Origin of the sequence: Serratia sp. (in: enterobacteria) (assembly GCF_052400455.1) — a bacterium.
In the GTDB taxonomy this organism is placed as follows: Bacteria; Pseudomonadota; Gammaproteobacteria; order Enterobacterales; family Enterobacteriaceae; genus Serratia; species Serratia ureilytica.
In genome coordinates this window covers 2,067,699-2,091,002 of record NZ_CP185812.1, presented here as the reverse complement: position 1 = coordinate 2,091,002, position 23,304 = coordinate 2,067,699, and the positions used below count along the sequence as shown (strand labels likewise).

Here is a 23,304-nt window from a genome sequence, read left to right as displayed (position 1 = left end):
CGCCGGGCGTATCAGAAAAGGGAATGCGGGCCGGCGCAAGCCGGCCGGGGAACGAAGGTGTTTACCGCGCCCGCTCGGCGGCCAGCGCCGCAATGCGCATAATTACCGCCACCGCTTGCTCCATGCCTTCCAGCGTCACGAATTCGTGCTTGCCGTGGTAGTTGTAGCCGCCGGTGAACAGGTTCGGGCACGGCAGGCCGCGGAACGACAGCTGCGCGCCGTCGGTGCCGCCGCGGATCGGTTTCATCACCGGTTCAATGTCGCAGTCGCGCATTGCCTGCTGCGCCAGCGCGATCGCGTGCGGATGCTCCGCCACCTGTTCGCGCATGTTGTAATAACTGTCTTCGATGCTGACTTCAATATAACAATCGCGCGGCAGGCCTTTGCCGACCTCGCGGGCGATCTCCACCATCTTGCGTTTGCGCGCCTCGAATCCCTCGCGCTCGAAGTCGCGCAGGATGTAGTGCATTTCGGCGCGTTCCACGCTGCCCTTGATGCTGCTGAGGTGGTAAAAGCCCTGGTAACCCTCGGTGGTCTCCGGCGTTTCGTCCGCCGGCAGCGCCTGATGAATGCGGGTAGCCAGCGACAGCGCGTTGACCATCACGCCCTTGGCGCTGCCGGGGTGCACGCTGTTGCCGAGGATTTTGATCGTCACCGAGGCGGCATTGAAGTTTTCGCACTCCAGCTCACCGACGCCGCCGCCATCCACCGTGTAAGCCCATTCGGCATTGAAGGCCGCCACGTCGAACAGCTGTGCCCCCTTGCCCACCTCTTCATCCGGGGTGAAGGCCACGCGGATGTCGCCGTGCGGGATTTTGCGCGCGCGCAGGCGCGCCATGGCGGTGAGGATCTCGGCAATGCCGGCCTTGTCGTCGGCGCCCAGCAGCGTTTTGCCGTCGGTGGTGATCAGGGTCTGCCCCAACATCTGGTGCAGGATCGGGAACATCACCGGCGACAGCACTTCATCGCCAATGCCAAGCGCAATGTCGCCGCCGCGATAGTTCTCGACGATCTGCGGATTGACGTGTTTGCCGCTGAAATCCGGCGAAGTATCCAGATGGGCGATAAAACCGACCGCCGGCACCGGCCAGGCGACGTTGCCCGGCCAGGTGCCCATCACGCAGCCGTGCTCGCTGAGCGACACCCGCTCGAAGCCGAGCGCGATCATTTCCTGCTGCAACGCGCGCGCCAGCTTCAACTGCCCGTCGGTGCTCGGCACATGCTTTACGTTCGCTTTGGACTGGGTGTCGAAAGAGACGTAGTTGAAAAAGCGGTCAAGTAATTTATCCATGGTAGCGGCCCCTCAGAATATCGCGTTTCATTATGCTGAACCGATCAGGATCAAATATTGCGTCAGGTCATTTTTAACCAGAATTCGCCAATATCATTAATCTTTGTGATGATTTCAGAGGGAAATAACGCTGTCATCACAGGGTCATTTGTCGCTATCATGATGAAAAACGCGGCATCTGGGCCGGATCGGCTTTCAATTCCGGCATTCAGCGTCTATCATGCGCGCTCGAAAAATTTCCATTGGCGCAACTGGTTTGAGCTTCTTTTGAATCGCGGGCATGCCCGCAAGCTCCGGCAGTCTTTTCCAGTTGCGGTTCTATCTGCATTAGCCCACGGGATAGAGTAAGACGATAAATGACTGAGACATCCTCTCGAGCCCCCCTTGTTGAACTGCATGCCCTGAGCAAAGCGTTCGATGGCAAAACCATCATTGCCGATCTGGACCTGACGATTAATCACGGCGAATTCCTCACCATTCTTGGCCCCTCCGGCTGTGGCAAAACCACGGTGCTGCGCCTGATCGCCGGTCTGGAAGACGCCGATCGGGGCCGCATCGCGCTCGACGGCCAGGACATCACCGCCATTGCGGCCGAGCATCGCCACGTCAACACCGTGTTTCAGAGTTATGCCCTGTTTCCGCACATGTCGGTGTTCGACAACGTCGCCTTCGGCCTGCGCATGCAAAAGGTGCCGGCGGCCGAACTGACGCCGCGCGTCGAAGAGGCGCTGCGCATGGTGCAGCTGGATGCGTTCGCCAAGCGGCGGCCGGGCCAGCTCTCCGGCGGCCAACAGCAGCGTGTGGCCATCGCCCGCGCGGTGGTCAACAAGCCGAAAGTGCTTCTGCTGGACGAATCGCTGTCGGCGCTGGACTACAAGCTGCGCAAGCAGATGCAGAACGAACTGAAAGCGCTGCAGCGCAAGCTGGGCATCACCTTCGTGTTCGTCACCCACGATCAGGAAGAAGCGTTGACCATGTCGGATCGCATCGTGGTGATGCGCGAAGGCCGCATCGAACAAGACGGCACGCCGCGTGAGATCTATGAAGAGCCGAAAAACCTGTTCGTCGCCAGCTTCATCGGCGAGATCAACATCTTCGACGCGGTGGTCCTGCAACGCCTCGATCCGCAGCGGGTGCGCGCCAACGTGGAAGGCCGCGAGTGCAACATCTATGCCGATCTGCCGGTAGAACCGGGCCAAAAGCTGAAGGTGCTGCTGCGCCCGGAAGATCTGCGGGTGGAAGAAGTGAACGACAGCGCGCAGCACGACGGGCTGATCGGTTACGTGCGTGAGCGCAACTACAAAGGCATGACGCTGGAATCGGTGGTCGAGCTGGAGAACGGCAAAACGGTGATGGTCAGCGAGTTCTTCAACGAAGACGATCCGGACGTCGATCACTCGCTCAATCAGAAGATGGCGGTGACCTGGGTCGAAAGCTGGGAGGTGGTGCTGGCCGATGAAGAAATCGCGTAAAGTCTTCCAGAATGTGGTGATCGTCGGCGTCGTCGCCTGGCTGTTGCTGTTCGTGTTCATGCCGAACCTGATGATCATCGGCGCCAGCTTCCTGACCCGTGATGACGCCAACCTGGTGCAGATGGTGTTCACGCTGGATAACTACCGGCGTTTGTTCGATCCGCTGTATGCCCAGGTGCTGCTGCACTCGCTGAACATGGCGCTGATCGCCACCCTGTGCTGCCTGGTGATCGGCTATCCGTTCGCCTTTATTCTGGCGCGCTTGCCGCAGAAGGCGCGGCCGCTGCTGCTGTTTCTGCTGATCGTGCCCTTCTGGACCAACTCGCTGATCCGCATCTACGGCCTGAAGCTGTTTCTCAGCACCCGCGGCTATCTCAACGACGCGCTGCTGTGGATCGGCGTCATCGACAAGCCGCTGCGCATCATGTACACCTCGGAAGCGGTGATCCTCGGCCTGGTGTATATCCTGCTGCCGTTTATGGTGATGCCGCTCTACTCCAGCATCGAAAAGCTCGATAAATCCTGCCTGGAGGCGGCGCGCGATCTCGGCGCCAGCAAGCTCCAAACCTTTATCCGCATCATTGTGCCGCTGACCATGCCGGGCATTATCGCCGGCTGCCTGCTGGTGGTGCTGCCGGCGATGGGGCTGTTCTTCGTCGCCGATCTGATGGGCGGCGCCAAAAACCTGCTGATCGGCAACGTGATTAAAAGCCAGTTCCTCAATATCCGCGACTGGCCGTTCGGCGCGGCCACCAGCATCTGCCTGACGCTGGTGATGGGGCTGTTGCTGCTGGTCTATTACCGGGCCGCCCGCCTGCTGAACAAGAAGGAGGATCTGGCATGATCGGACGTCTGCTGCGCGGCGGCTTTATGACGCTGGTATACGCCTATCTGTATATCCCGATCGTCATCCTGATCGTCAACTCCTTCAACGCCTCGCGCTTCGGCATCAACTGGCAAGGGTTCACCACCAAGTGGTACAGCACGCTGCTCAACAACGACAGCCTGTTGCAGGCGGCGGGCCACTCGCTGACCATGGCGGTGCTCTCCGCCACCTTCGCCACACTGATCGGCTCGCTGACCGCGGTGGCGCTGTACCGCTACCGCTTCCGCGGCAAACCGTTCGTCGGCGGCATGCTGTTTGTGGTGATGATGTCGCCGGACATCGTGATGGCCATCTCGCTGCTAGTGCTGTTCATGTTGCTGGGCATTTCGCTCGGCTTCTGGTCGCTGCTGTTCTCGCACATCACCTTCTGCCTGCCGTTCGTGGTAGTGACCGTCTACGCGCGCCTAAAAGGCTTCGACGTGAAGATGCTGGAAGCCGCGCGCGATCTCGGCGCAAGCGAGTTCACCATCCTGCGCAAAATCATTCTGCCGCTGGCGATGCCGGCGGTGGCGGCCGGTTGGCTGCTGAGCTTCACCCTGTCGATGGACGACGTGGTCGTCTCCTCCTTCGTCACCGGGCCGAGCTACGAGATTTTGCCGCTGAAGATCTATTCGATGGTGAAAGTCGGCGTCTCGCCTGAGGTTAACGCGCTGGCCACCATTTTGCTGCTGCTGTCGCTGACGCTGGTGATCGCCAGCCAGTGGGTGATGCGCGATCGCTCGCCCAAGGCCGAGTAATCCTTCCCGCCGGGCGCTGCGGCGCCCGTCTCTTTCATTGACCACAATGATATGAAAGCGGCCTTTGGTGATGGCCCTGACTCGGTTAACCCGCTGATTTGCCGCTGGGATAACCGCCTTTACCCACCCCGCCCCGGCCCCTATAATGGCCCCTTTCTGGGGTATGGCGCGGCCGAAAACGGCGGCTCATACGGGTTCGGCTCACTACTGCTGAAGGATACGCTGCATGAAAAAGTGGTCACATCTGCTCGCAGCCGGGATGATGGCGCTGAGTTTCTGCTCTGCAAACGCCTCTGACGGCAAAACGCTGTATTTCTATAACTGGACTGAATACGTCCCGCCGGGGCTGCTGGAGCAGTTCACCAAGGAAACCGGCATCAAGGTGATTTATTCCACCTATGAATCCAACGAAAGCATGTACGCCAAGCTGAAGACCTACAAGGACGGCGCGTACGATCTGGTGGTGCCTTCCACTTACTTCATCGCCAAGATGAGCAAGGAAGGCATGCTGCAAAAAATCGATAAGAGCAAGCTCAGCCACTTCAAGGATCTCGATCCTACCCTGCTGAACAAGCCGTTCGATCCCAACAACGACTACTCTATCCCTTACATCTGGGGCGCCACCGCCATCGGCGTTAACAGCGACGCGCAGGATCCGTCCACCGTCACCTCCTGGGCCGATCTGTGGCAGCCGCAGTACAAAGGCCGCCTGCTGCTGACCGACGACGCGCGCGAAGTGTTCCAGATGGCGCTGCTCAAGCTGGGTTATTCCGGCAACACCACCGATCCGAAAGAGATCGAAGCCGCCTACCGCGAACTGCAGAAATTGATGCCGAACGTGCTGGCCTTCAACTCCGACAACCCGGGCAACCCGTTTATGGAAGGGGAAATCAACGTCGGCATGGTGTGGAACGGTTCGGCCTTCGTGGCGCGCCAGGCCGGCACGCCGCTGGAAATCGTCTGGCCTAAGGAAGGTGGGATCTTCTGGATGGACAGCCTGGCCATTCCGGCCAACGCGCGCAACGTCGAGGGGGCGCTGAAGCTGATCGACTTCCTGCTGCGGCCGGAAATCGCGGTGCAGGTGGCGGAAACCATCGGTTACCCGACGCCGAACCTGGCGGCGAAGAAGCTGCTGTCGCCGGAGATCGCCAACGATCCGTCTCTCTACCCGGATAAAACGGTGATTGAGCACGGCGAGTGGCAAAACGACGTCGGCGACGCCAGCACGCTGTACGAAAGCTACTTCCAAAAGCTGAAAGCCGGGCGCTAACACGCCCGCCATCCCATCAGGGCGCGCATTGCGCCCTGATGTCTTTAGGGCTTATCGGCCCGCGCCACCTTGCCCACCAGGAATTTGTGCACAAAACGCGGCACCACTTCGCTGGCCAGGCCGTAGTGTTTCTCGTCGAACTGGCTTTCCACCTGACTCGGCTCCAGGTTCAGCTCCATCGCGTAGGCGCCGCCCAGCCGCGCCTCATGCACGAACCCGGCCGCCGGATAGACGTGGCCGGAGGTGCCGATGGCGACGAAGAAATCGGCCTTGCTCAGCGCCTGGTAGATGTCGTCCATGCCCAGCGGCATCTCGCCGAACCACACCACGTGCGGCCGCAGCGGCGCCGGGAACTGGCAGCAGTGGCAACGCTCATCGACGCTGAGATCGCCGGGCCACTCGAACACCTGGCCCGACTGGGTGCAGCGCACCTTCAGCAATTCGCCGTGCATGTGCAGCACCCGCTTGCTGCCGGCGCGCTCATGCAGGTTATCGATGTTTTGCGTGACCAGCAGGAAGTTGTCCCCCAGCCACTCTTCCAGATCCGCCAGCGCGCGGTGCGCGGCGTTCGGGGCGATGTCCTCGGTCTGCAGCTGGCGGCGGCGTTCGTTGTAAAACGCCTGCACCAGCGCCGGATCGCGCTGAAAACCTTCCGGCGTGGCGACGTCCTCCACCCGGTGCTCTTCCCACAGCCCATCCGCAGCGCGGAAGGTGCGAATGCCCGACTCGGCCGAAATGCCGGCCCCGGTCAACACCACCACAAACGGCTTTTTCAGCTCGGCCGCCGCCATGGTGTCACGGTGAAAAATGCGTGAACGAAAGCGCTGATGCAGCACATGCTTACTCTTGCGAAACTGACACAGCCGATGGCGAGTGTGCATTAACTCTCTCCTTACTTTTCCCTGTTTACCCTTCTTACTGAACGTTGCGGCGTTGTTGGCTGTATACATTCACGCCTGGCCGCAACGCCCATTACGTTGGGCGAGTCAAATTGAGAAACGCTGCGCCGCGCACGCCGCCGGCGTCGCCATAGCGCGCCTTCTCGATGCGCGGCAGCCGAGCCACCCGCAGCAGGTGCGCCGGCAGCCGCTGCGGCAACGCCTGGTAAATGGCGTCGAAGTTCGACAGCCCGCCGCCGATCACCACCAGGTGCGGATCCAGCACCGTCAGCAGGTTCCCCAGGCAGATCGCCAGCACGTCCATAAAGCGATCGACATGCGCCACGGCCTGCGGCTCACCCGCCTGATAATGCGCAATGATCTCGGTGGCAGGCAAGTGCCGGCCATAAAAATGGGCGTACATCCATTCGAAACCGCGGCCCGATATGTAATTTTCAATGCAACCCTGATGGCCGCACCCGCAGGCGACGCGAGGCACATCACGCCCCAGCACCTCGAGCGCGTCCACCGGCAGGCGCAAATGGCCGAACTCGCCGGCGATATAGTTGCGCCCGGGCACCGTCTTGCCCTCGACGATCAGGCCGCCGCCTACGCCGGTGCCGAGGATGATGCCCAGCACCGTCGGGTAGCGGCGGAACTCGTCGTCCCAGGCCTCCGACAGCGCAAAGCAGTTGGCGTCGTTATCGACCCGCACCTCGCGCCCGATCAGCGCCGCCAGATCGCGCGGCAGCGGCCGCCCCATCGCCGCCGGCACATTGGCGGTAAACAGCGTGCCGTCATCGTCGTTGGGCAGGCCCGGAATGCCGATGCCGACGCTGCCGCGCCGGCCGCAAAACGCATCCGCCTCAAGGGTCAGCTCGCACAGCGTAGCCAGCAGTTGCCGATAATCGTCGCGCGGCGTCGGCACCCGCTTTTGCCAAATGCGCTGCAGGCTGTCGTCGAACACTCCCAGCTCAATCTTGGTGCCGCCCATATCGAAACCGTAGTACATAACCCATCCCCAGGCTAAAAAAACGGGGCGGCATCGCTGCCTCCCCGTGGGTTTTATTGTCCGCTCAGCACCCGCGCCGGATCGATGCGGCTGGCGCGCCTCGCCGGATACCAACTGGCCAACAGACTCAGCACGATAGCGGTCGCCAGCACGATCAGCACGTCCAGCCAGTGCAGCTCGGAAGGCAGGAAGTCGATGAAGTAAATATCGCCCGACAGGAAGGAGTGGCCGACCAATTTCTCGATGCCCCGGATGATGTTGGTCAGCTGCAGCGAGGCGATCACCCCGATCACCACGCCGCTCAGGCTGCCCAGCAACCCGGCTAGCAGCCCATACCAGATGAAAATGGCACGGATAAAGCCGTCTTTGGCGCCCAGGGTGCGCAGCACCGCGATGTCGGCGCTTTTGTCTTTCACCGCCATCACCAGCGTGGAGACGATGTTGAAGCAGGCCACACCGATCACCAGCACCATCGCCAGGTACATGATGGCGCGGATCATCTGGATGTCGCGGTACATGTAGCCGTACTTACCGATCCAGCTCTTGATGTAGATGTAAGCGTTGGTCACTTCGCCGGCGTCGCGCACCAGCTTGTTGGCGGCGAACACGTCGTTCATCTTGAGAGCGATGCCCGTGACGCTGTCACCCATGTCGAGATACTGCTGCGCATCGGCCAGCGGCACCAGCGCCAGGCTGTGATCGAGCTGGCCGCTGAGCTGCAAAATGCCGGTCACGTGCAGGCGAATACGCTTTGGCTGCAGCAGCTTCATCTCAGGGTCGCTGTTGGGGATCATCACCGTGACATAGGCGCCCTGCTTGACGCCCAGCGCGTCGGCCACGCCCTTGCCGAGGATCACCTGCTGCTCGCCGGGCTTGAAGTTGGCCCAGGCGTCGCCCTGCACATACTGCGGCAGCGCGCTCAGCCGGCTCTCCTGCTGCGGGTCCACGCCTTTGACTTCCACCGCGCGCAGCTGAGCACCGTTTTCCATCAGGCCGGTAAAGTTGATGTACGGCGCGGCGGCCAAGATGCCCGGCACCTTTTCCACCCGCTGCAGAATCGACGGCCAGCCGCTGAACGGCTGATTGACCGGCTCGAGCTCGCCGTGCGGCACCACCGCCAGAATGCGGTTCTTCAGCTCGCGCTCAAAGCCGTTCATCGCGCTCAGACCGACGATCAGCACCGCCACCCCCAGCGCGATGCCAATGGTGGAGATGACCGAGATCAGCGACACCATGCCGCCGCGTTTACGGCCGCGGCTGAAACGCAGGGCCGTCAGGAAGGACAGTGAGGCTCCCGCCATTACTCGGCCCCCATCAGGGTCAGCTGCGCCTGCAGGTGGCCGTCGGCCATTTCCAACTGGCGGCTCAAGCGCTTGGCCAGCTGCAGATCGTGCGTTACCACCAGGAAAGCGGTGCCCTGACGCACGTTCAGCTCGCCGAGCAGATCGAAGATGCTGTCCGCGGTGCGCTTGTCGAGGTTGCCGGTCGGTTCGTCCGCCAGCACCAGCGCCGGGTTATTGACCAGCGCGCGCGCGATCGCCACGCGCTGACGCTCGCCGCCGGAAAGCTCGGACGGGCGGTGTTTGCTGCGCTTTTCCAGCCCGACCGCCGCCAGCATCTCCCGCGCTTTCTCCTGTGCCTGCGCCGGTTTGGCGCCGCCGATCAAGAGCGGCATGGCGGCGTTTTCCAGCGCGGTGAAGTCCGGCAACAGATGGTGGAACTGATAGATGAAGCCCAGCTGGCGGTTGCGCAGCTCGGCCTTGGCCGCCGAAGACATGGCGTTCAGCGATTCGCCCTTGAAGATCACTTCGCCGGAGGTCGGCGAGTCCAGCCCGCCCAGCAGGTGCAACAGGGTGCTCTTGCCGGAACCCGAGCTGCCGACGATCGCCATCATCTCGCCCTGCTGCATGGCAAAGCTGACGTTGCGCAGCACGTCGGTGTGCAGGTTGCCTTCCTGATAGGTCTTGCACAGGTTGTCACACTGCAGCAAAAGATGGTTACTCATAACGTAAAGCCTCAGCGGGTTGTACGGCGGCAGCGCGCCATGAAGGATAGAGCGTGGACAACAGGGAAACCGCCATCGCCACCACGGCGATGATCGTCACCTGTAGCGGATCGACCGCCACCGGCAGCGAAGCGCCGTCGATCAATGCGCCGAGGATCGGCATCAGGTTGTTCAGATTGGTGGCCAGCAGCACGCCGAGCAGCGTGCCGAGCAGCGAACCGATGATGCCGGCACTGGCGCCCTGCACCATAAATACCGACATGATCTGGCGACGGGTCAGCCCTTGAGTCTGCAGAATGGCGACCTCGCCCTGCTTCTCCATCACCAGCAGGCCGAGCGAGGTAATGATGTTAAACGCCGCCACCGCCACGATCAGGCTGAGCAGCAGCCCCATCATGTTCTTCTCCATGCGCACCGCCTGGAACAGCTCGCCCTTGCGATCGCGCCAGTCTTTCCAGACGGTGCCCGCCGGCAGCGCCTGCTGGCTGAGGGTATCGACCGTCAGCGGCTGTTGCAGGAACAGACGCCAGCCGGTGATGTTGCCGGCCGGATAGCGCATCAGGCGCGAAGCATCCTGTTGGTTGACCAGCAGCTGATAGCCGTCCACCTCGCTGTTGGCGTGGAAGGTGCCGATGAGGGTGAACAAACGTTGGCTGGGAATGCGGCCCATCGGCGTGAACTGGCTGGCGCTCGGCACCATCACGCGCAGCGAATCGCCGCGCTTGACGCCGAGTTGCCCCGCCAGCTGTTCGCCGATGATGATGTTGTATTGGCCCGGCTGCAGCTGTTGCTGCTTGACGTTGACCAGATACGGGGTCAGCGGATCGGCCTCGTCGGGATTCACGCCGAGCATCACCCCGACCGCCACGCTGCGAGCGCTTTGCAGCACCACGTCACCGGTGGTCAGCGGCGCAACGCGCGTGACACCCTGCAGCTTCTGCACCTCGGAGGCCGGCAGCTGCTGCGGGTTGACCGATCCTTGCGGACTGGTGACCAACGCCTGCGGCATCAGGCCGAGAATGTTGTTCTCCAGATCCTTTTCGAAACCGTTCATCACCGACAGCACGGTGACCAACGCCATCACCCCCAGCGTAATGCCGATGGTGGAAAGCCAGGAAACAAACCGCCCGAAGCGGTCTGAGGCTCGCCCGCGCATGTAGCGCAGGCCAATGAATAACGCGACAGGTTGATACATGAAATCCGTTTGATAGCCGTGGCTTAAGCAAAGTGATCACGGATTATATCGTCGCCGTGAAAACAATTAAATGAAAAATAAAGATTTTTACGATTCTTGCATCGATGTGCATGTGGCATTTCCATCGCGGATAACCCCTTGTTTACCCTTGACTGTTTTGGTGAGTCGCCGAAAATGTTTTTGCCGGTCCGCCTCAGTTTCTTCTGAAAATGACAGTGTCGCCTGCGAAATCGCATTTGCCCCTGTCGCTCGCAGGGCACCCGCCGCGCCCTCGTTTTCCATCATTATTGGCACATGCCGTTATCCGACGGGTTTCAGTCTGGGACTCCCGCACAGGATCGCCAGCGATTTCGGCCTATGTTACTATCTGCCAACATTGACGAAGTTGATGATAGTTATCGGTTAAACCCAAGGGCAATCAATGAGAACGGAAACAAAATATAAAATTTATGCCGACTTCTTTCGCGCCAGCAGAAAGTCCGGCGTCGCAAGACTAATCAAGTCCCTTTTCCAACAGAACTACATCGGCTTTAACTATATTTTCACGCTGAGGCTGCACAGTGATTTTCATTCCAGGAAACGCAATATCGTTGAGAGAATTTGCTTCCGCCTGCTGGTAAAGAATCTGAAGCGCCTGCAAATAAAATATGGCATCGAAATTCCCCATCAGGCCAGCATCGGTGAAGGTCTGGTTATCCCGCATTTCGGTGGCATCGTCATCCATCCCAACGTCAAAATTGGTAAAAATTGTACCATCCTGCAAGGGGTGACCATCGGCAACAACCTCTTCAAAAGCCGGGACGACGTTGCCACTATCGGTGATAACGTCACCATTGCCGCCGGAGCAAAAATCGTTGGCCCGGTCACCATCGGTGACAATGTGACGATTGGCGCCAACTCCGTAGTCACCAGCGATATCGAGCCCAACTGCATCGTGGCAGGCATACCGGCTAAAATCATTTCGCGCAAAGCGTCGATTGTCCTGAATACGGATTACCTGTCGTTTGACGAATATCAGAAGCGCTAATCTTGCACTGTTTCCGCCCCTCGCGACGCCTGTTTGGCGTCGCGCTTGCATGCAATGCCAACCCAATAACTTGCGAGACAGGGCACTTTTATCGGTGTCAGTTTGCCGGCCGCTGGGCTACTATAAACAGCATAAAGGCGCTGGGTTATCCGTGCCGGGACGCCATCCAACACATTGATTAAAGATACCTGAATGAGCACTTCCGATAGCCGTAACCGTTCCTCATCCCCCCGTTATTCTCTGCCCGATCGCGCGGGCGATCTCCGCCAGCTGGGGCAACTGACCGGCGCGGCCTGCGCCGTGGAGTGCGCCGAGATCGTCGAGCGTCACCTTGGCCCAGTGATGCTGATCGCGCCGGACATGCAAAACGCCCTGCGGCTGCGCGACGAGATCCAACAGTTCACCGATCAGATGGTGACCACCCTGTCCGACTGGGAAACCCTGCCGTACGACAGCTTCTCGCCGCACCAGGAAATCATCTCCGACCGTTTGTCGAGCCTGTATCACCTGCCGACCATGGCGCGCGGCGTGATCATTCTGCCGGTCAATACCCTGATGCAACGCGTCTGCCCGCACGAATTCCTGCACGGCCATGCGCTGGTGATGAAAAAAGGCCAGCGCCTGTCGCGCGACAAACTGCGCGCGCAGCTGGAACAAGCCGGCTACCGCAGCGTCGATCAGGTAATGGAGCACGGCGAATTCGCCACCCGCGGCGCGCTGCTCGACCTGTATCCAATGGGCAGCGATGAGCCTTACCGCATCGACTTCTTCGATGACGAGATAGACAGCCTGCGCATCTTCGACGTCGACACCCAGCGCACGCTGAGCGAAGTCGAGGCCATCAATCTGTTGCCGGCCCACGAGTTCCCTACCGACAAAAACGCCATCGAGCTGTTCCGCAGCCAGTGGCGCGAGCAGTTTGAGGTGCGTCGCGACGCCGAGCACATCTATCAGCAGGTCAGCAAAAGCGCCTGGCCCGCCGGCATCGAATACTGGCAGCCGCTGTTCTTCAGCCAGCCGCTGCCGTCGCTGTTCAGCTACCTGCCAGCCAATACGCTGATCGTCAACACCGGCGATCTGGAGGGCGCCGCCGAGCGCTTCTGGCAGGACGTCAACCAGCGTTTCGAAAGCCGCCGCGTCGATCCGATGCGCCCGCTGCTGGCGCCGGATACGCTGTGGCTGCGCGTTGACGTACTGTTCGGCGAGCTGAAAGCCTGGCCGCGCATCGCGCTGAAAACCGATGAGCTGCCGGCCAAAGCGGGCAATACCAATCTGGATTACCATGCCCTGCCCGATCTGGCGGTGCAGGCGCAGCATAAATCCCCGCTGGATAATCTGCGCCGCTTTATTGAAAGTTTTGACGGCAGCGTGATCTTCTCCGTCGAGAGCGAGGGGCGGCGTGAAACGCTGCAGGATCTGCTCGGCCGCATCAAGCTGGCGCCTGCCTTGATCCAACGACTCGATCAGGCGGAAACCGCGGGCCGTTACATGATGGTCGGCGCCGCCGAACACGGCTTCCTCGACGGCCTGCGCCGGCGGGCGCTGATCTGCGAAAGCGATCTGCTCGGCGAGCGCGTCAGCCGTCGCCGGCAGGACAACCGGCGCACCATCAACACCGATACCCTGATCCGCAACCTGGCGGAGCTGCATCCCGGCCAGCCGGTGGTGCACCTGGAGCACGGCGTTGGCCGCTATGTCGGCCTGACCACGCTGGAGGCCGGCGGCATCAAGGCCGAGTACCTGATCCTGTCTTATGCCGGTGAGGACAAACTGTACGTGCCGGTGTCATCGCTGCATCTGATCAGCCGCTACGCCGGCGGCGCGGACGAAAACGCCCCGCTGCACAAACTGGGCGGCGACGCCTGGACGCGCGCGCGGCAGAAAGCCGCCGAGCGGGTGCGCGACGTGGCGGCCGAGCTGCTGGATATTTACGCCCAGCGCGCCGCCAAGGCCGGTTTCGCCTTCAAACACAACCGCGAGCAGTACCAGCTGTTCTGCCAGAGCTTCCCGTTCGAAACCACGCCGGATCAGGAACAGGCGATCAACGCGGTGCTGAGCGACATGTGCCAGCCGCTGGCGATGGACCGCCTGGTGTGCGGCGACGTCGGCTTCGGCAAAACCGAAGTGGCGATGCGCGCCGCCTTCCTGGCGGTGGAAAACGGCAAGCAGGTGGCGGTGCTGGTGCCGACGACGCTGCTGGCGCAGCAGCACTTCGACAACTTCCGCGATCGCTTCGCCACCTGGCCGATCCGCATCGAGATGATGTCGCGCTTCCGCAGCGCCAAAGAGCAGCAACAGGTGCTGGACGACGCGGCCGAAGGCAAAGTGGACATCATCATCGGCACCCACAAACTGCTGCAGAGCGATCTGCGCTGGAAGGATTTGGGGCTGCTGATCGTCGATGAAGAGCACCGCTTTGGCGTGCGCCACAAGGAGCGCATCAAGGCGATGCGCGCCGATGTCGATATCCTGACGCTGACCGCCACGCCGATCCCGCGGACGTTGAACATGGCGATGAGCGGCATGCGCGATCTGTCGATCATTGCCACCCCACCAGCGCGACGCCTGGCGGTGAAGACCTTCGTGCGCGAATATGACAGCCTGGTGGTGCGCGAGGCGATCCTGCGCGAAGTGCTGCGTGGCGGCCAGGTTTACTACCTCTACAACGACGTGGAAAACATCGAGAAAGCGGCGCAGCGCCTGGCTGAGCTGGTGCCGGAAGCGCGCATCGCCATCGGCCACGGCCAGATGCGTGAACGCGATCTGGAGCGGGTGATGAACGATTTCCACCACCAGCGCTTCAACGTGCTGGTGTGCACCACCATCATTGAAACCGGCATCGATATTCCCAGCGCCAACACCATCATCATCGAGCGGGCCGATCGCTTCGGCCTGGCGCAGCTGCATCAATTGCGCGGCCGCGTCGGGCGTTCGCACCACCAGGCTTACGCCTATCTGCTGACGCCAAACCCGAAAACCATGGGCACCGACGCCCATAAACGGCTCGAGGCCATCGCCTCGCTGGAAGACCTCGGCGCCGGTTTTGCGCTGGCGACCCACGATCTGGAGATCCGCGGCGCCGGTGAGCTGCTGGGCGAAGACCAGAGCGGCCAGATGACCACCGTCGGCTTCTCGCTCTACATGGAGCTGCTGGAAAGCGCCGTCGACGCGTTGAAAAACGGCCGCGAACCGTCGCTGGAAGATCTCACCAACAGCCAGACCGAGGTGGAGCTGCGCATGCCGGCGCTGCTGCCGGAAGATTTCATTCCCGACGTCAATACCCGCCTGTCGCTGTATAAGCGCATCGCCAGCGCGAAGAACGACGGTGAGTTGGATGAGCTGAAGGTCGAGCTGATCGACCGCTTCGGTCAACTGCCGGACGCGGCGCGTAACCTGTTGCAGTGCGCAGCGCTGCGGCTGCATGCGCAGAAGCTGGGGATCAAACGCATCGAGAGCAATGAGCGCGGCGGCTTTATCGAGTTCGGCGACAATAACCGCGTCGACCCGGGTTATCTGATCGGCCTGTTGCAGGGCAGTCCGCAGGTTTACCGCCTGGATGGCCCGAGCAAGCTGAAGTTCACGCTCGATCTGGCCGATCGCCAGAAACGCCTGACGTTCACCGAAGAGCTGCTGAACGCGTTCCGCGAACACACGCTGGCGGCCTGAGCCAACGCCCCCGCCGTACGGCGGGGGCGGCTTACTCGCGCGGGAATCCGGCGCCCAGCGGCGCCAGCTGCATCACGCGGCTGGTCACCACCCGGTTTTTGCCGCTGCGCTTCGCCTCATACAAGGCCTCGTCGGTCATGGCGATCGCCTTGTCCAGCATCATGCCAGGCAGATACAGCGACACACCAATGGACATTGTGATGTGCGCTTCGTCGTGCGCATTCAGCAAGAACGTCGAGCTTTCCACCGCGCTGCGAATGCGCTCGGCCACCCCGCCAATCACCTGCGGATCGTAGCTGGCGGTGATCACCATAAACTCTTCGCCGCCGTAGCGCCCGACAAAGTCCTCATTGCGCACGCTGTTTTGCAACAGCCGCCCCACGCTCGCCAGCAGCACGTCGCCGGCCGGGTGACCGTAAGTGTCGTTGATGTTTTTGAAGTTATCCAAATCGAGGATCATCAGCCCGCACGGGCGACGTTCGGCGCGCTGCAGCATCAGGTGATAATCGACGCTGGCGCGGTTGTTGATGTGGGTCACGCTGTCGGTCGTGGCGCGCGCGCGCATCGCGAAATAGGCGTAGATGTGGCGCTCTTTGAAATTCAGCGCATGATAGCAAATCGCCAGACAGAGCGCCGAAGCCGCCTGGTACAGCAATACATCCGGCCACAGCCCCCTTAGGTCCACCAACAGCCACACCACAACGATGCGATACAGCGCGATGACGCCGATCGTCAGGTAAAACACCCGATGGGATTTCTTCAGCCACACCCGCGACAGCAGCAGCGGCGCGACAATCGAGGCGATGAACAGGTTATCGACGGTGAAGCCGCCGGTCAGTGCCATAGCGAACAGAAAGCTTACCAGCCCGCTGACGCCGCCGCCGAAGAACGTCACCAAAATCATCGGGATCATCGCAAAGCTGTAGTGAACCTTATCGGTCAGCTCCAGGCGGTCCTGGCTTAAGTACAGCGCCGCCACGCCGGCCAGCAGGCCGAAAACGATGCGCTTCCACCGTGCGGATTGATAAGAAAAAGGGGCATTCTTGCTGAGCAGGAAATAGCTTATCGACAGCGTGGCGTAGGTGATGCAGGCGTCGCTGCAAAGGGTAGAAATGGACGCAATGTAAGTCATAAATAGTCAGCGCGCTCCTCGGTGTCGCCAGGGGGTAATATGCAGACGTTGAATAACGCATCCCTGTCGTCTCCGCTTCGGCGGCGGCCATTTTACACGGTCTATTAATAGAGTAGCAGTTCTATCTTATCGCTAAGCCGTCTATCTCATGGCGAACGCTTCAGGCTACTCTGTGCTTTGGGTTATCTGGGGAGAACCGCATGAATATCGACGATGAACTGCACGCACTCAGCGAACAGGAAGCGACGCTGGCGTTTGCGCATTTTGACGCCGCGACCGCCTGGGAACTGGGTGCGGCGCTGAAAACCGCCGCCGAGCGGCGCGGCCTGAGCATCGCCATCGAGATCCAGCTGGCCGGGCAAACGCTGTTTTATTACGCCATGCCGGGCGCCACGCCGGATATCGCCGACTGGGTGCGGCGCAAGCGCAACCTGGTGAACCATTTTCACAAAAGCTCTTACGCTATCGGCCTGCGCCTGCAGCAGCGCCAAACGTCGCTGGAGGAGCGTTACGGGCTGAGCGTGCGCGACTATTCGGTGCACGGCGGCGCCTTTCCGCTCACCCTGACCGGCCTCGGCTGCGTCGGCAGCATCAGCATTTCCGGCGCGCCGCAGAAAGAAGATCATCAGCTGCTGGTGAACACTTTAGCCCATTTTCTCGGCTTATCCCTGCCCACCCCGCATTAACCGTCAAAATCTTGATTGTTCACTTCCTTTTCAGCCGCAGATTCTGCGGCTGACTTACTCATCAGCGGCATTTAGCACCGGATAAAACGGCGACTCTTTGATTTCCTGCGCCAAATTGATACAGGTCTGGTAATCCGCTGAGCAAAAGGCGTATGGTATCAGTCACGTGACAAGACGGACCTCATCGGGCCCGCCATTCCTTTCACTTTTGAAGATTTGGTACGCACCGTAGATGAAAACCCATGAAATAAACAAAATTCGCCCCTTCAGCGCGCTGATAGACGCCTGCTGGCGGGAACCTTATAGCCTGGCGCGGTTGCTGAAAGACGCCATCGCCGGGGTGACGGTCGGCATTATCGCCATTCCGCTGGCGATGGCGCTGGCGATCGCCAGCGGCGTGCCGCCGCAGTATGGCCTGTATACCGCCGCCATCGCCGGTATCGTCATCGCCGTCAGCGGCGGTTCGCGCTACAGCGTCTCCGGCCCCACCGCCGCCTTCGTGGTGATCCTCTATCCGGTCTCGCAGCAGTTCGGCCTGGCCGGCCTGCTGGTCGCCACGTTGATCTCCGGGGTATTTCTGCTGCTGATGGGGCTGGCGCGCTTTGGCCGGCTGATCGAGTACATTCCGCTGCCGGTGACGCTCGGTTTTACCTCCGGTATCGCCATCACCATCGCCACCATGCAGATTAAGGACTTTTTCGGTCTGCAGCTGGCGCACACGCCGGAAAACTACGTCGGCAAGCTGTACGCCCTGCTGCAGGCGCTGCCGACGTTGGATCTCGGCGATACCCTGATCGGCGCGGTGACGCTCTTGATCCTGATCTTCTGGCCCAAACTCGGCCTGCGCGTGCCCGGCCACCTGCCGGCGCTGCTGGCGGGCACTGCGCTGATGGGGCTGCTGACGCTGTTTGACCACCCGGTGGCGACCATCGGCTCCCGTTTCAGCTACCTGCTGGCCGACGGCAGCAGCGGCCAGGGCATCCCGCCTATCTTGCCGCAGCTGCTGCTGCCCTGGGATCTGCCGGGCGGCGGCGGGCAGCCGTTCAGCCTCAGCTGGCAAACCGTCTCCGCCCTGCTGCCGGCGGCGTTTTCGATGGCGATGCTCGGGGCGATTGAATCGCTGCTGTGCGCGGTGGTGCTCGACGGCATGACCGGCAAGAAGCATAACTCGAACAGCGAACTGATCGGCCAGGGCGCGGGCAACATCATCGCGCCGTTCTTCGGCGGCATCACCGCGACCGCCGCGATTGCCCGTTCGGCCGCCAACGTGCGCGCCGGCGCCACCTCGCCGGTATCCGCCATCATCCACGCGCTGCTGGTGCTGCTGGCGCTGCTGGTCCTGGCGCCGTGGCTCTCTTATCTGCCGCTGGCGGCGATGGCGGCGCTGCTGTTGATGGTCGCCTGGAACATGAGTGAGGCCCACAAGGTGGTTTACCTGCTGCGCCGGGCGCCGAAGGACGATATTTTGGTGCTGCTGCTGTGCATGTCGCTGACGGTGCTGTTCGACATGGTGATCGCCATTACCGTGGGCATCGTGCTGGCGTCGCTGCTGTTTATGCGCCGTATCGCCCGCATGACGCGGCTAAGCGAACTGAGCGCCGACGATGGCCGCCTGGTGCTGCGAGTGAATGGCCCGCTGTTCTTCGCCGCCGCCGAGCGCATCTTTACCGAACTGTTGGCGCGCAGCGAGGGCTATCGGACGATCGTGCTGCAATGGGATGCGGTGCCGGTGCTCGACGCCGGCGGCCTGAGCGCCCTGCGTCGCTTTATCGACGCGCTGCCGGCGGATAAAAAGCTGGTGATCACCGACGTGCCGTTCCAGCCGCTGAAAACCCTGGCGCGCGCGCGGGTGCAGCCGATCGAGGGCCGGCTGCAGTTCTACCCGACGCTGCCGGAAGCGCTGGCGGACACCGGCGCCTAAACGTAAAAAAGCCCGACGAGTCGGGCTTTTTTTGGCGATGAGCGCTTAGTTGCTGGTATCCAGCTCCGGGAAGCTCTTCACCAGGTCGTCGATGGCTTTCATCTGCGCCAGGAACGGCTCCAGCTTGTCCAGCGGCAGCGCGGACGGGCCGTCGCACTTGGCGTTGTTCGGATCCGGGTGCGCTTCGAGGAACAGCCCTGCCAGGCCAACCGCCATGCCGGCGCGCGCCAGCTCGGCCACCTGAGCGCGACGGCCGCCGGACGCGGCGCCGAACGGATCGCGGGTCTGCAGCGCGTGGGTCACGTCGAAGATTACCGGATGGCCGCCGGTCACGTTCTTCATCACGTTGATGCCCAGCATGTCGACCACCAGGTTGTCATAACCAAAGTTGCTGCCGCGATCGCACAGGATCACCTGGTCGTTGCCGCCTTCTTTGAATTTGTCGACGATGTTGCCCATCTGCCCCGGGCTGACGAACTGCGGCTTCTTGACGTTGATTACCGCGCCGGTTTTCGCCATCGCTTCCACCAGATCGGTCTGACGCGCCAGGAAGGCCGGCAGTTGGATCACGTCAACCACTTCGGAAACCGGCTGCGCCTGCGCCGCTTCGTGAACGTCGGTGATGATTTTCACGCCGAAGGTTTTCTTCAACTCTTCGAAGATCTTCATCCCTTCTTCCAGGCCCGGACCGCGGTACGAGTGGATGGAAGAACGGTTGGCTTTGTCGAAAGAGGCTTTGAAAACGTAAGGAATGCCCAGTTTTTGCGTCACGGTGACGTAGTGCTCGCAGATGCTCATCGCCAGATCGCGCGATTCCAGCACGTTCATACCGCCAAACAGCACAAACGGCAGGTCGTTTGCTACGTCGATGTCGCCAATGCTAACCACTTTCTGTTTCATGCTTTCGCCTTTGTTAAGGTTGTAACCGTCGCCTTGCAAACTGCACGGAGTCATTGAATTAATGCAGCGTCACCTGTTTCGGCTCAATCGAATGGATCTGCACTTTGATCACTTCGCTGACCGGGTCTTCAGGACACTGCTCGACAAAATAGTTGAGATCGGAAATCGCGATATGGTTGCACTCAAGCTGGGCGTAAATCAGCCCGCGATCGCGGATCTCGTACGGATCTTCCGGATCGAAGCACAGCACCGTTTCGCTGGTGCGCAGCGCCATTTCCAGCTGCTTTTCTTCCATCAGGGCGGCCTTCAGCGTATCCAGCATCTTGCGCACCACCATGATGTTCTCGGATTCGTCGAGATCGTCGTCTTCCAGCTCGGCACCCAGCCCCAGGTTGCCCTTGATCCACACTTCCAGCTGGTGTTCGCTCAGGGTTTCGCCGTTCAGCGGGTTGATCAGCCACAGTTCTTCATCCAGCCAATCGGCGCGCAGGATCAGCTGAGTGGGGAAAATCACCGGCAGCAGCGGCAAATCCAGCGCGTTGGCGATATGCAGGAAGATGGTGCCGAGCGAAACCGGCGTGCCCTGCCGCCCCTCCAGCACCTTGTCCAGCCAGATGGCGTCCGACAGGCGATAGACGCCGCTGGCGCCGCCGAATCCCCAGGTTTTGTAGAACAGTTCGATGAGCGCATCCAGTTGCTGCTCCTGTGTGATGTCGGCCGGCACCGCCGCGCGCGCTTCGTCCACCAGCTGTTGCAGCTTGCGCTCCACGTCGGCGGCGGGGAAATCACGCCTTACCGACTGCGACACCAGGATCACCCCTTCGCTCAGTGGCGAGGTGTTAAATTCAAAATCAGCAATGCTACTCATAGGTATCCCATCAGAAACGGTATTTTCGTCGTGGCAAGTTTAATTATCAGATACAGACAGCCCAACGCCAGCACGAACGCCACGGTTCGCAGCCGCTGACTTTTGGTCTTCTTGCCCAATGCGACGTAGCCAAGCAGGATATAGATAATAACGCCAAACAGCTTCTCGGTCAGCCATGAGTCCATACCCAGCAGCGGATAAAACCCGAACGTCACCACCAGCGCGATGCCGCTGACGAACAGCAGCGTGTCGTTCAGGTGCGGCGCTATCTTGACCCAGCGGCGCCCCACGATCGGCGAGCGGCGCCACTGCCAGTAAAAACGCAGCACAAACAAGGTAATACTGATGGCGACCGTCAGCAAATGGAAATGTTTCAACGCGGTGTATGCAGTCATGATGCTCCCTTAGATGGCCCGGACATCGTTATTATGAGGGGCGCTTATCCCGGCCATTGGCCGAGCGTCACACGATCGTTGTCGCCGTAATCATGGTGGGTGGCGACAGCGGAAAATCCGGCGGCCTGCAGCAGCGCGCGCACGCTCTCGCCCTGCTGCCAGCCATGTTCCAACAGCAGCCAGCCCTGTGGCTGCAGATAGTGCGGCGCCTGGCGCACGATGGCGGCCAGATCGGCCAGCCCGTGCTCGGCGGCCACCAGCGCGCTGCCCGGCTCGAAGCGCACATCGCCCTGCGACAAATGCGGATCGGCGGCGTCGATATAGGGCGGATTGCTGGCGATCAGCGCAAAGCGTTGCCCGGCCACGGGCGCAAACCAGCTGCCCTGTAAAAATCGAACGTTGTCGATCTTCAGCTTGCGCGCATTGTGCTGCGCCAGCGCGACCGCGTCCGGCTGCACATCGACGCCGATTGCCGAACAATCCGGGCGCTCGCTGGCCAGCGCCAGCGCGATGGCGCCGGTGCCGGTGCCGAGATCGAGGAAGTGGCAGGGTTGCGGCGGCAGGCGCGCCAGCGCCAGTTCCACCAGGCATTCGGTATCCGGGCGCGGGATCAGCGTCGCGGGCGAGACCGACAGCGGCAACGACCAAAACTCGCGCTCGCCCACCAGATAGGCCACCGGCTCACCGCGTTCGCGGCGCGCCAGCAGCGTCTCCAGCTGCTGTTGCTGCGGCGGCGTCAGCAGGGTTTCCCCGAACGCCATCAGGAAGGTTCTGGCCTTGCCGGTCACGAAACCCAACAGGATTTCCGCGTCGCGCCGGGCGCTGTCGCTGTGGGGCAAACGCGCGGCGGCGGCTTTCAGCCAGTGTTGATAATCCATCACTCTTGCTCGGCGGACAGCGCAGCCAGCTGATCGGCCTGATACTCCTGCACGATCGGCTGGATCAGCATGTCCAGTTTGCCTTCCATCACTTCATCCAGGCGGTAAAGCGTCAGGTTGATGCGGTGGTCGGTCACCCGCCCCTGCGGGAAGTTGTAGGTGCGGTTGCGATCGGAACGATCGCCGCTGCCCAGCAGGTTGCGGCGAGTGGACGCCTCGGCCTGCTGGCGCTTGGCCATCTCGGCGGCGCGAATGCGCGCGCCCAGCACCGACATCGCCTTGGCTTTGTTTTTGTGTTGAGAACGTTCGTCCTGACACTCCACCACGATGCCGGTCGGCAGGTGGGTAATGCGGATCGCCGAGTCGGTGGTGTTAACGTGCTGGCCGCCGGCGCCGGAGGAGCGGAAGGTGTCGATTTTCAGATCGCCCGGGTTGATGTCCGGCAGCTCGGCTTCCGGCACTTCCGGCATCACCGCCACGGTGCAGGCGGAAGTGTGGATGCGCCCCTGGGATTCGGTTTCCGGCACGCGCTGCACGCGATGGCCGCCGGATTCAAACTTCAGCTGGCCGTACACGCCGTCGCCGGAAACTTTGGCGATCACTTCTTTGAAGCCGCCGTGCTCGCCTTCGTTGGCGCTCATCACCTCGACGCGCCAGCGGCGGCCTTCGGCGTAACGGCTGTACATGCGGAACAGATCGCCGGCGAAGATCGCCGCCTCATCGCCGCCGGTGCCAGCGCGCACTTCGAGGAAGCAGCTGCGCTCATCATCCGGATCTTTCGGCAGCAGCAACACCTGCAGCTGCTGTTCCAGCTCTTCGCTGCTCGCCCGCGCCTGTTTCAGCTCTTCCTGCGCCATCTCGCGCATCTCCGGATCGTCCAGCATCATTTCCGCCGTCTCCAGATCCTCCTGCACCTGACGCCATTCCAGGAAGCAGCGGCTGACATCGGTCAGCTGCGCGTATTCTCGCGACAGCGCGCGGAACCGGTCTTGGTCGGCGATGACGCCGGCATCGCCGAGCAGCGCCTGCACTTCTTCATGGCGCTCTTGTAACGCTTCCAGTTTGGCAACAATAGAAGGCTTCAT

Annotated in this window: 22 protein-coding genes; 9 read left to right on the top strand and 13 right to left on the bottom strand. The window is 61.3% G+C overall.

Going from position 1 to position 23,304, the window contains the following annotated elements:
* Positions 1-61 precede the first annotated feature (61 nt).
* Positions 62-1,291 carry a peptidase T gene (gene pepT, locus ACORQT_RS10165; protein WP_033642773.1) on the bottom strand — a complete coding sequence of 410 codons (1,230 nt, stop codon included), beginning with the start codon at positions 1,289-1,291 and terminating at the stop codon, positions 62-64.
* Between the two features lie 57 nt (positions 1,292-1,348).
* Here pepT and ACORQT_RS10160 point away from each other — a divergent pair, with 57 nt between their 5' ends.
* The 5 genes from ACORQT_RS10160 (at position 1,349) to potD (ending at position 5,656) form a co-directional block, all read left to right on the top strand.
* Positions 1,349-1,639 carry a hypothetical protein gene (locus tag ACORQT_RS10160; protein ID WP_127897190.1) on the top strand — a complete coding sequence of 97 codons (291 nt, stop codon included), beginning with the start codon at positions 1,349-1,351 and terminating at the stop codon, positions 1,637-1,639.
* Between the two features lie 8 nt (positions 1,640-1,647).
* Positions 1,648-2,763, top strand: coding sequence for a spermidine/putrescine ABC transporter ATP-binding protein PotA (potA, locus tag ACORQT_RS10155; RefSeq protein WP_164057130.1), 1,116 nt, complete (start codon positions 1,648-1,650; stop codon positions 2,761-2,763).
* Complete coding sequence (gene potB / locus ACORQT_RS10150; RefSeq protein ID WP_164057131.1) at positions 2,747-3,607, top strand: spermidine/putrescine ABC transporter permease PotB; 861 nt, start codon at positions 2,747-2,749, stop codon at positions 3,605-3,607. Before potA ends, potB begins: the two co-directional genes overlap by 17 nt.
* Complete coding sequence (potC, locus tag ACORQT_RS10145) at positions 3,604-4,386, top strand: spermidine/putrescine ABC transporter permease PotC (RefSeq protein WP_033642769.1); 783 nt, start codon at positions 3,604-3,606, stop codon at positions 4,384-4,386. The genes potB and potC overlap by 4 nt, the downstream gene beginning before the upstream one ends.
* A 226-nt stretch (positions 4,387-4,612) precedes the next feature.
* Positions 4,613-5,656, top strand: a complete 1,044-nt coding sequence (potD, locus tag ACORQT_RS10140) for a spermidine/putrescine ABC transporter substrate-binding protein PotD (RefSeq protein ID WP_096242159.1) — start codon at positions 4,613-4,615, stop codon at positions 5,654-5,656.
* Between the two features lie 44 nt (positions 5,657-5,700).
* Here the strand turns inward: potD and cobB are convergent, their stop codons facing one another.
* The 6 genes from cobB to ACORQT_RS10110 all read right to left on the bottom strand — a co-directional run bounded on the left by cobB (position 5,701) and on the right by ACORQT_RS10110 (position 11,031).
* Entirely contained in the window at positions 5,701-6,537 is an 837-nt protein-coding gene (cobB, locus tag ACORQT_RS10135) for a Sir2 family NAD+-dependent deacetylase (RefSeq protein ID WP_046899329.1), read from the bottom strand.
* A gap of 91 nt (positions 6,538-6,628) precedes the next feature.
* Positions 6,629-7,546, bottom strand: coding sequence for an N-acetylglucosamine kinase (gene nagK, locus ACORQT_RS10130; protein WP_164057132.1), 918 nt, complete (start codon positions 7,544-7,546; stop codon positions 6,629-6,631).
* A 53-nt stretch (positions 7,547-7,599) separates the two neighbouring features.
* The gene (gene lolE, locus ACORQT_RS10125) at positions 7,600-8,847 is read right to left on the bottom strand and encodes a lipoprotein-releasing ABC transporter permease subunit LolE (RefSeq protein WP_004941124.1); all 1,248 of its coding nucleotides are present in this window, start codon (positions 8,845-8,847) and stop codon (positions 7,600-7,602) included.
* A complete protein-coding gene (gene lolD, locus ACORQT_RS10120; RefSeq protein ID WP_004941120.1) occupies positions 8,847-9,551 on the bottom strand; it encodes a lipoprotein-releasing ABC transporter ATP-binding protein LolD in 705 nt (234 codons plus the stop codon). Before lolD ends, lolE begins: the two co-directional genes overlap by 1 nt.
* Complete coding sequence (lolC, locus tag ACORQT_RS10115; RefSeq protein WP_004941116.1) at positions 9,544-10,746, bottom strand: lipoprotein-releasing ABC transporter permease subunit LolC; 1,203 nt, start codon at positions 10,744-10,746, stop codon at positions 9,544-9,546. Before lolC ends, lolD begins: the two co-directional genes overlap by 8 nt.
* Positions 10,747-10,833: 87 nt before the next feature.
* A complete protein-coding gene (locus tag ACORQT_RS10110; protein WP_139276940.1) occupies positions 10,834-11,031 on the bottom strand; it encodes a hypothetical protein in 198 nt (65 codons plus the stop codon).
* A 136-nt stretch (positions 11,032-11,167) separates the two neighbouring features.
* Here ACORQT_RS10110 and ACORQT_RS10105 point away from each other — a divergent pair, with 136 nt between their 5' ends.
* Together ACORQT_RS10105 and mfd are read left to right on the top strand one after the other, a co-directional pair.
* On the top strand, positions 11,168-11,773 hold the full coding sequence (locus ACORQT_RS10105; protein ID WP_025302502.1) for a serine O-acetyltransferase: 606 nt from the start codon (positions 11,168-11,170) through the stop codon (positions 11,771-11,773).
* Positions 11,774-11,965: 192 nt separating this feature from the next.
* Positions 11,966-15,439 carry a transcription-repair coupling factor gene (gene mfd, locus ACORQT_RS10100; RefSeq protein WP_164057133.1) on the top strand — a complete coding sequence of 1,158 codons (3,474 nt, stop codon included), beginning with the start codon at positions 11,966-11,968 and terminating at the stop codon, positions 15,437-15,439.
* Between the two features lie 31 nt (positions 15,440-15,470).
* Here the strand turns inward: mfd and ACORQT_RS10095 are convergent, their stop codons facing one another.
* Positions 15,471-16,571, bottom strand: coding sequence for a GGDEF domain-containing protein (locus ACORQT_RS10095; protein WP_444859396.1), 1,101 nt, complete (start codon positions 16,569-16,571; stop codon positions 15,471-15,473).
* 200 nt (positions 16,572-16,771) lie between these two features.
* On the opposite strand from ACORQT_RS10095, the gene ACORQT_RS10090 reads away from it, so the two are divergent.
* Complete coding sequence (locus ACORQT_RS10090; RefSeq protein ID WP_164057135.1) at positions 16,772-17,257, top strand: heme-degrading domain-containing protein; 486 nt, start codon at positions 16,772-16,774, stop codon at positions 17,255-17,257.
* A 232-nt stretch (positions 17,258-17,489) separates the two neighbouring features.
* On the top strand, positions 17,490-19,178 hold the full coding sequence (gene dauA, locus ACORQT_RS10085) for a C4-dicarboxylic acid transporter DauA (RefSeq protein WP_147839163.1): 1,689 nt from the start codon (positions 17,490-17,492) through the stop codon (positions 19,176-19,178).
* 45 nt (positions 19,179-19,223) lie between these two features.
* Here dauA and kdsA read toward each other — a convergent pair whose 3' ends face one another.
* The 5 genes from kdsA to prfA are packed head-to-tail and all read right to left on the bottom strand — an operon-like array spanning position 19,224 to position 23,304.
* Entirely contained in the window at positions 19,224-20,078 is an 855-nt protein-coding gene (kdsA, locus tag ACORQT_RS10080) for a 3-deoxy-8-phosphooctulonate synthase (protein WP_004941087.1), read from the bottom strand.
* Between the two features lie 58 nt (positions 20,079-20,136).
* The gene (gene sirB1, locus ACORQT_RS10075; RefSeq protein ID WP_033642759.1) at positions 20,137-20,946 is read right to left on the bottom strand and encodes an invasion regulator SirB1; all 810 of its coding nucleotides are present in this window, start codon (positions 20,944-20,946) and stop codon (positions 20,137-20,139) included.
* Positions 20,943-21,341 (bottom strand): SirB2 family protein, encoded by a 399-nt coding sequence (locus tag ACORQT_RS10070; RefSeq protein WP_033642758.1) that lies wholly within the window; start codon positions 21,339-21,341, stop codon positions 20,943-20,945. Before ACORQT_RS10070 ends, sirB1 begins: the two co-directional genes overlap by 4 nt.
* A 44-nt stretch (positions 21,342-21,385) precedes the next feature.
* Positions 21,386-22,219, bottom strand: coding sequence for a peptide chain release factor N(5)-glutamine methyltransferase (gene prmC / locus ACORQT_RS10065; protein ID WP_444859395.1), 834 nt, complete (start codon positions 22,217-22,219; stop codon positions 21,386-21,388).
* Positions 22,219-23,304, bottom strand: coding sequence for a peptide chain release factor 1 (gene prfA / locus ACORQT_RS10060; protein WP_033652048.1), 1,086 nt, complete (start codon positions 23,302-23,304; stop codon positions 22,219-22,221). The genes prmC and prfA overlap by 1 nt, the downstream gene beginning before the upstream one ends.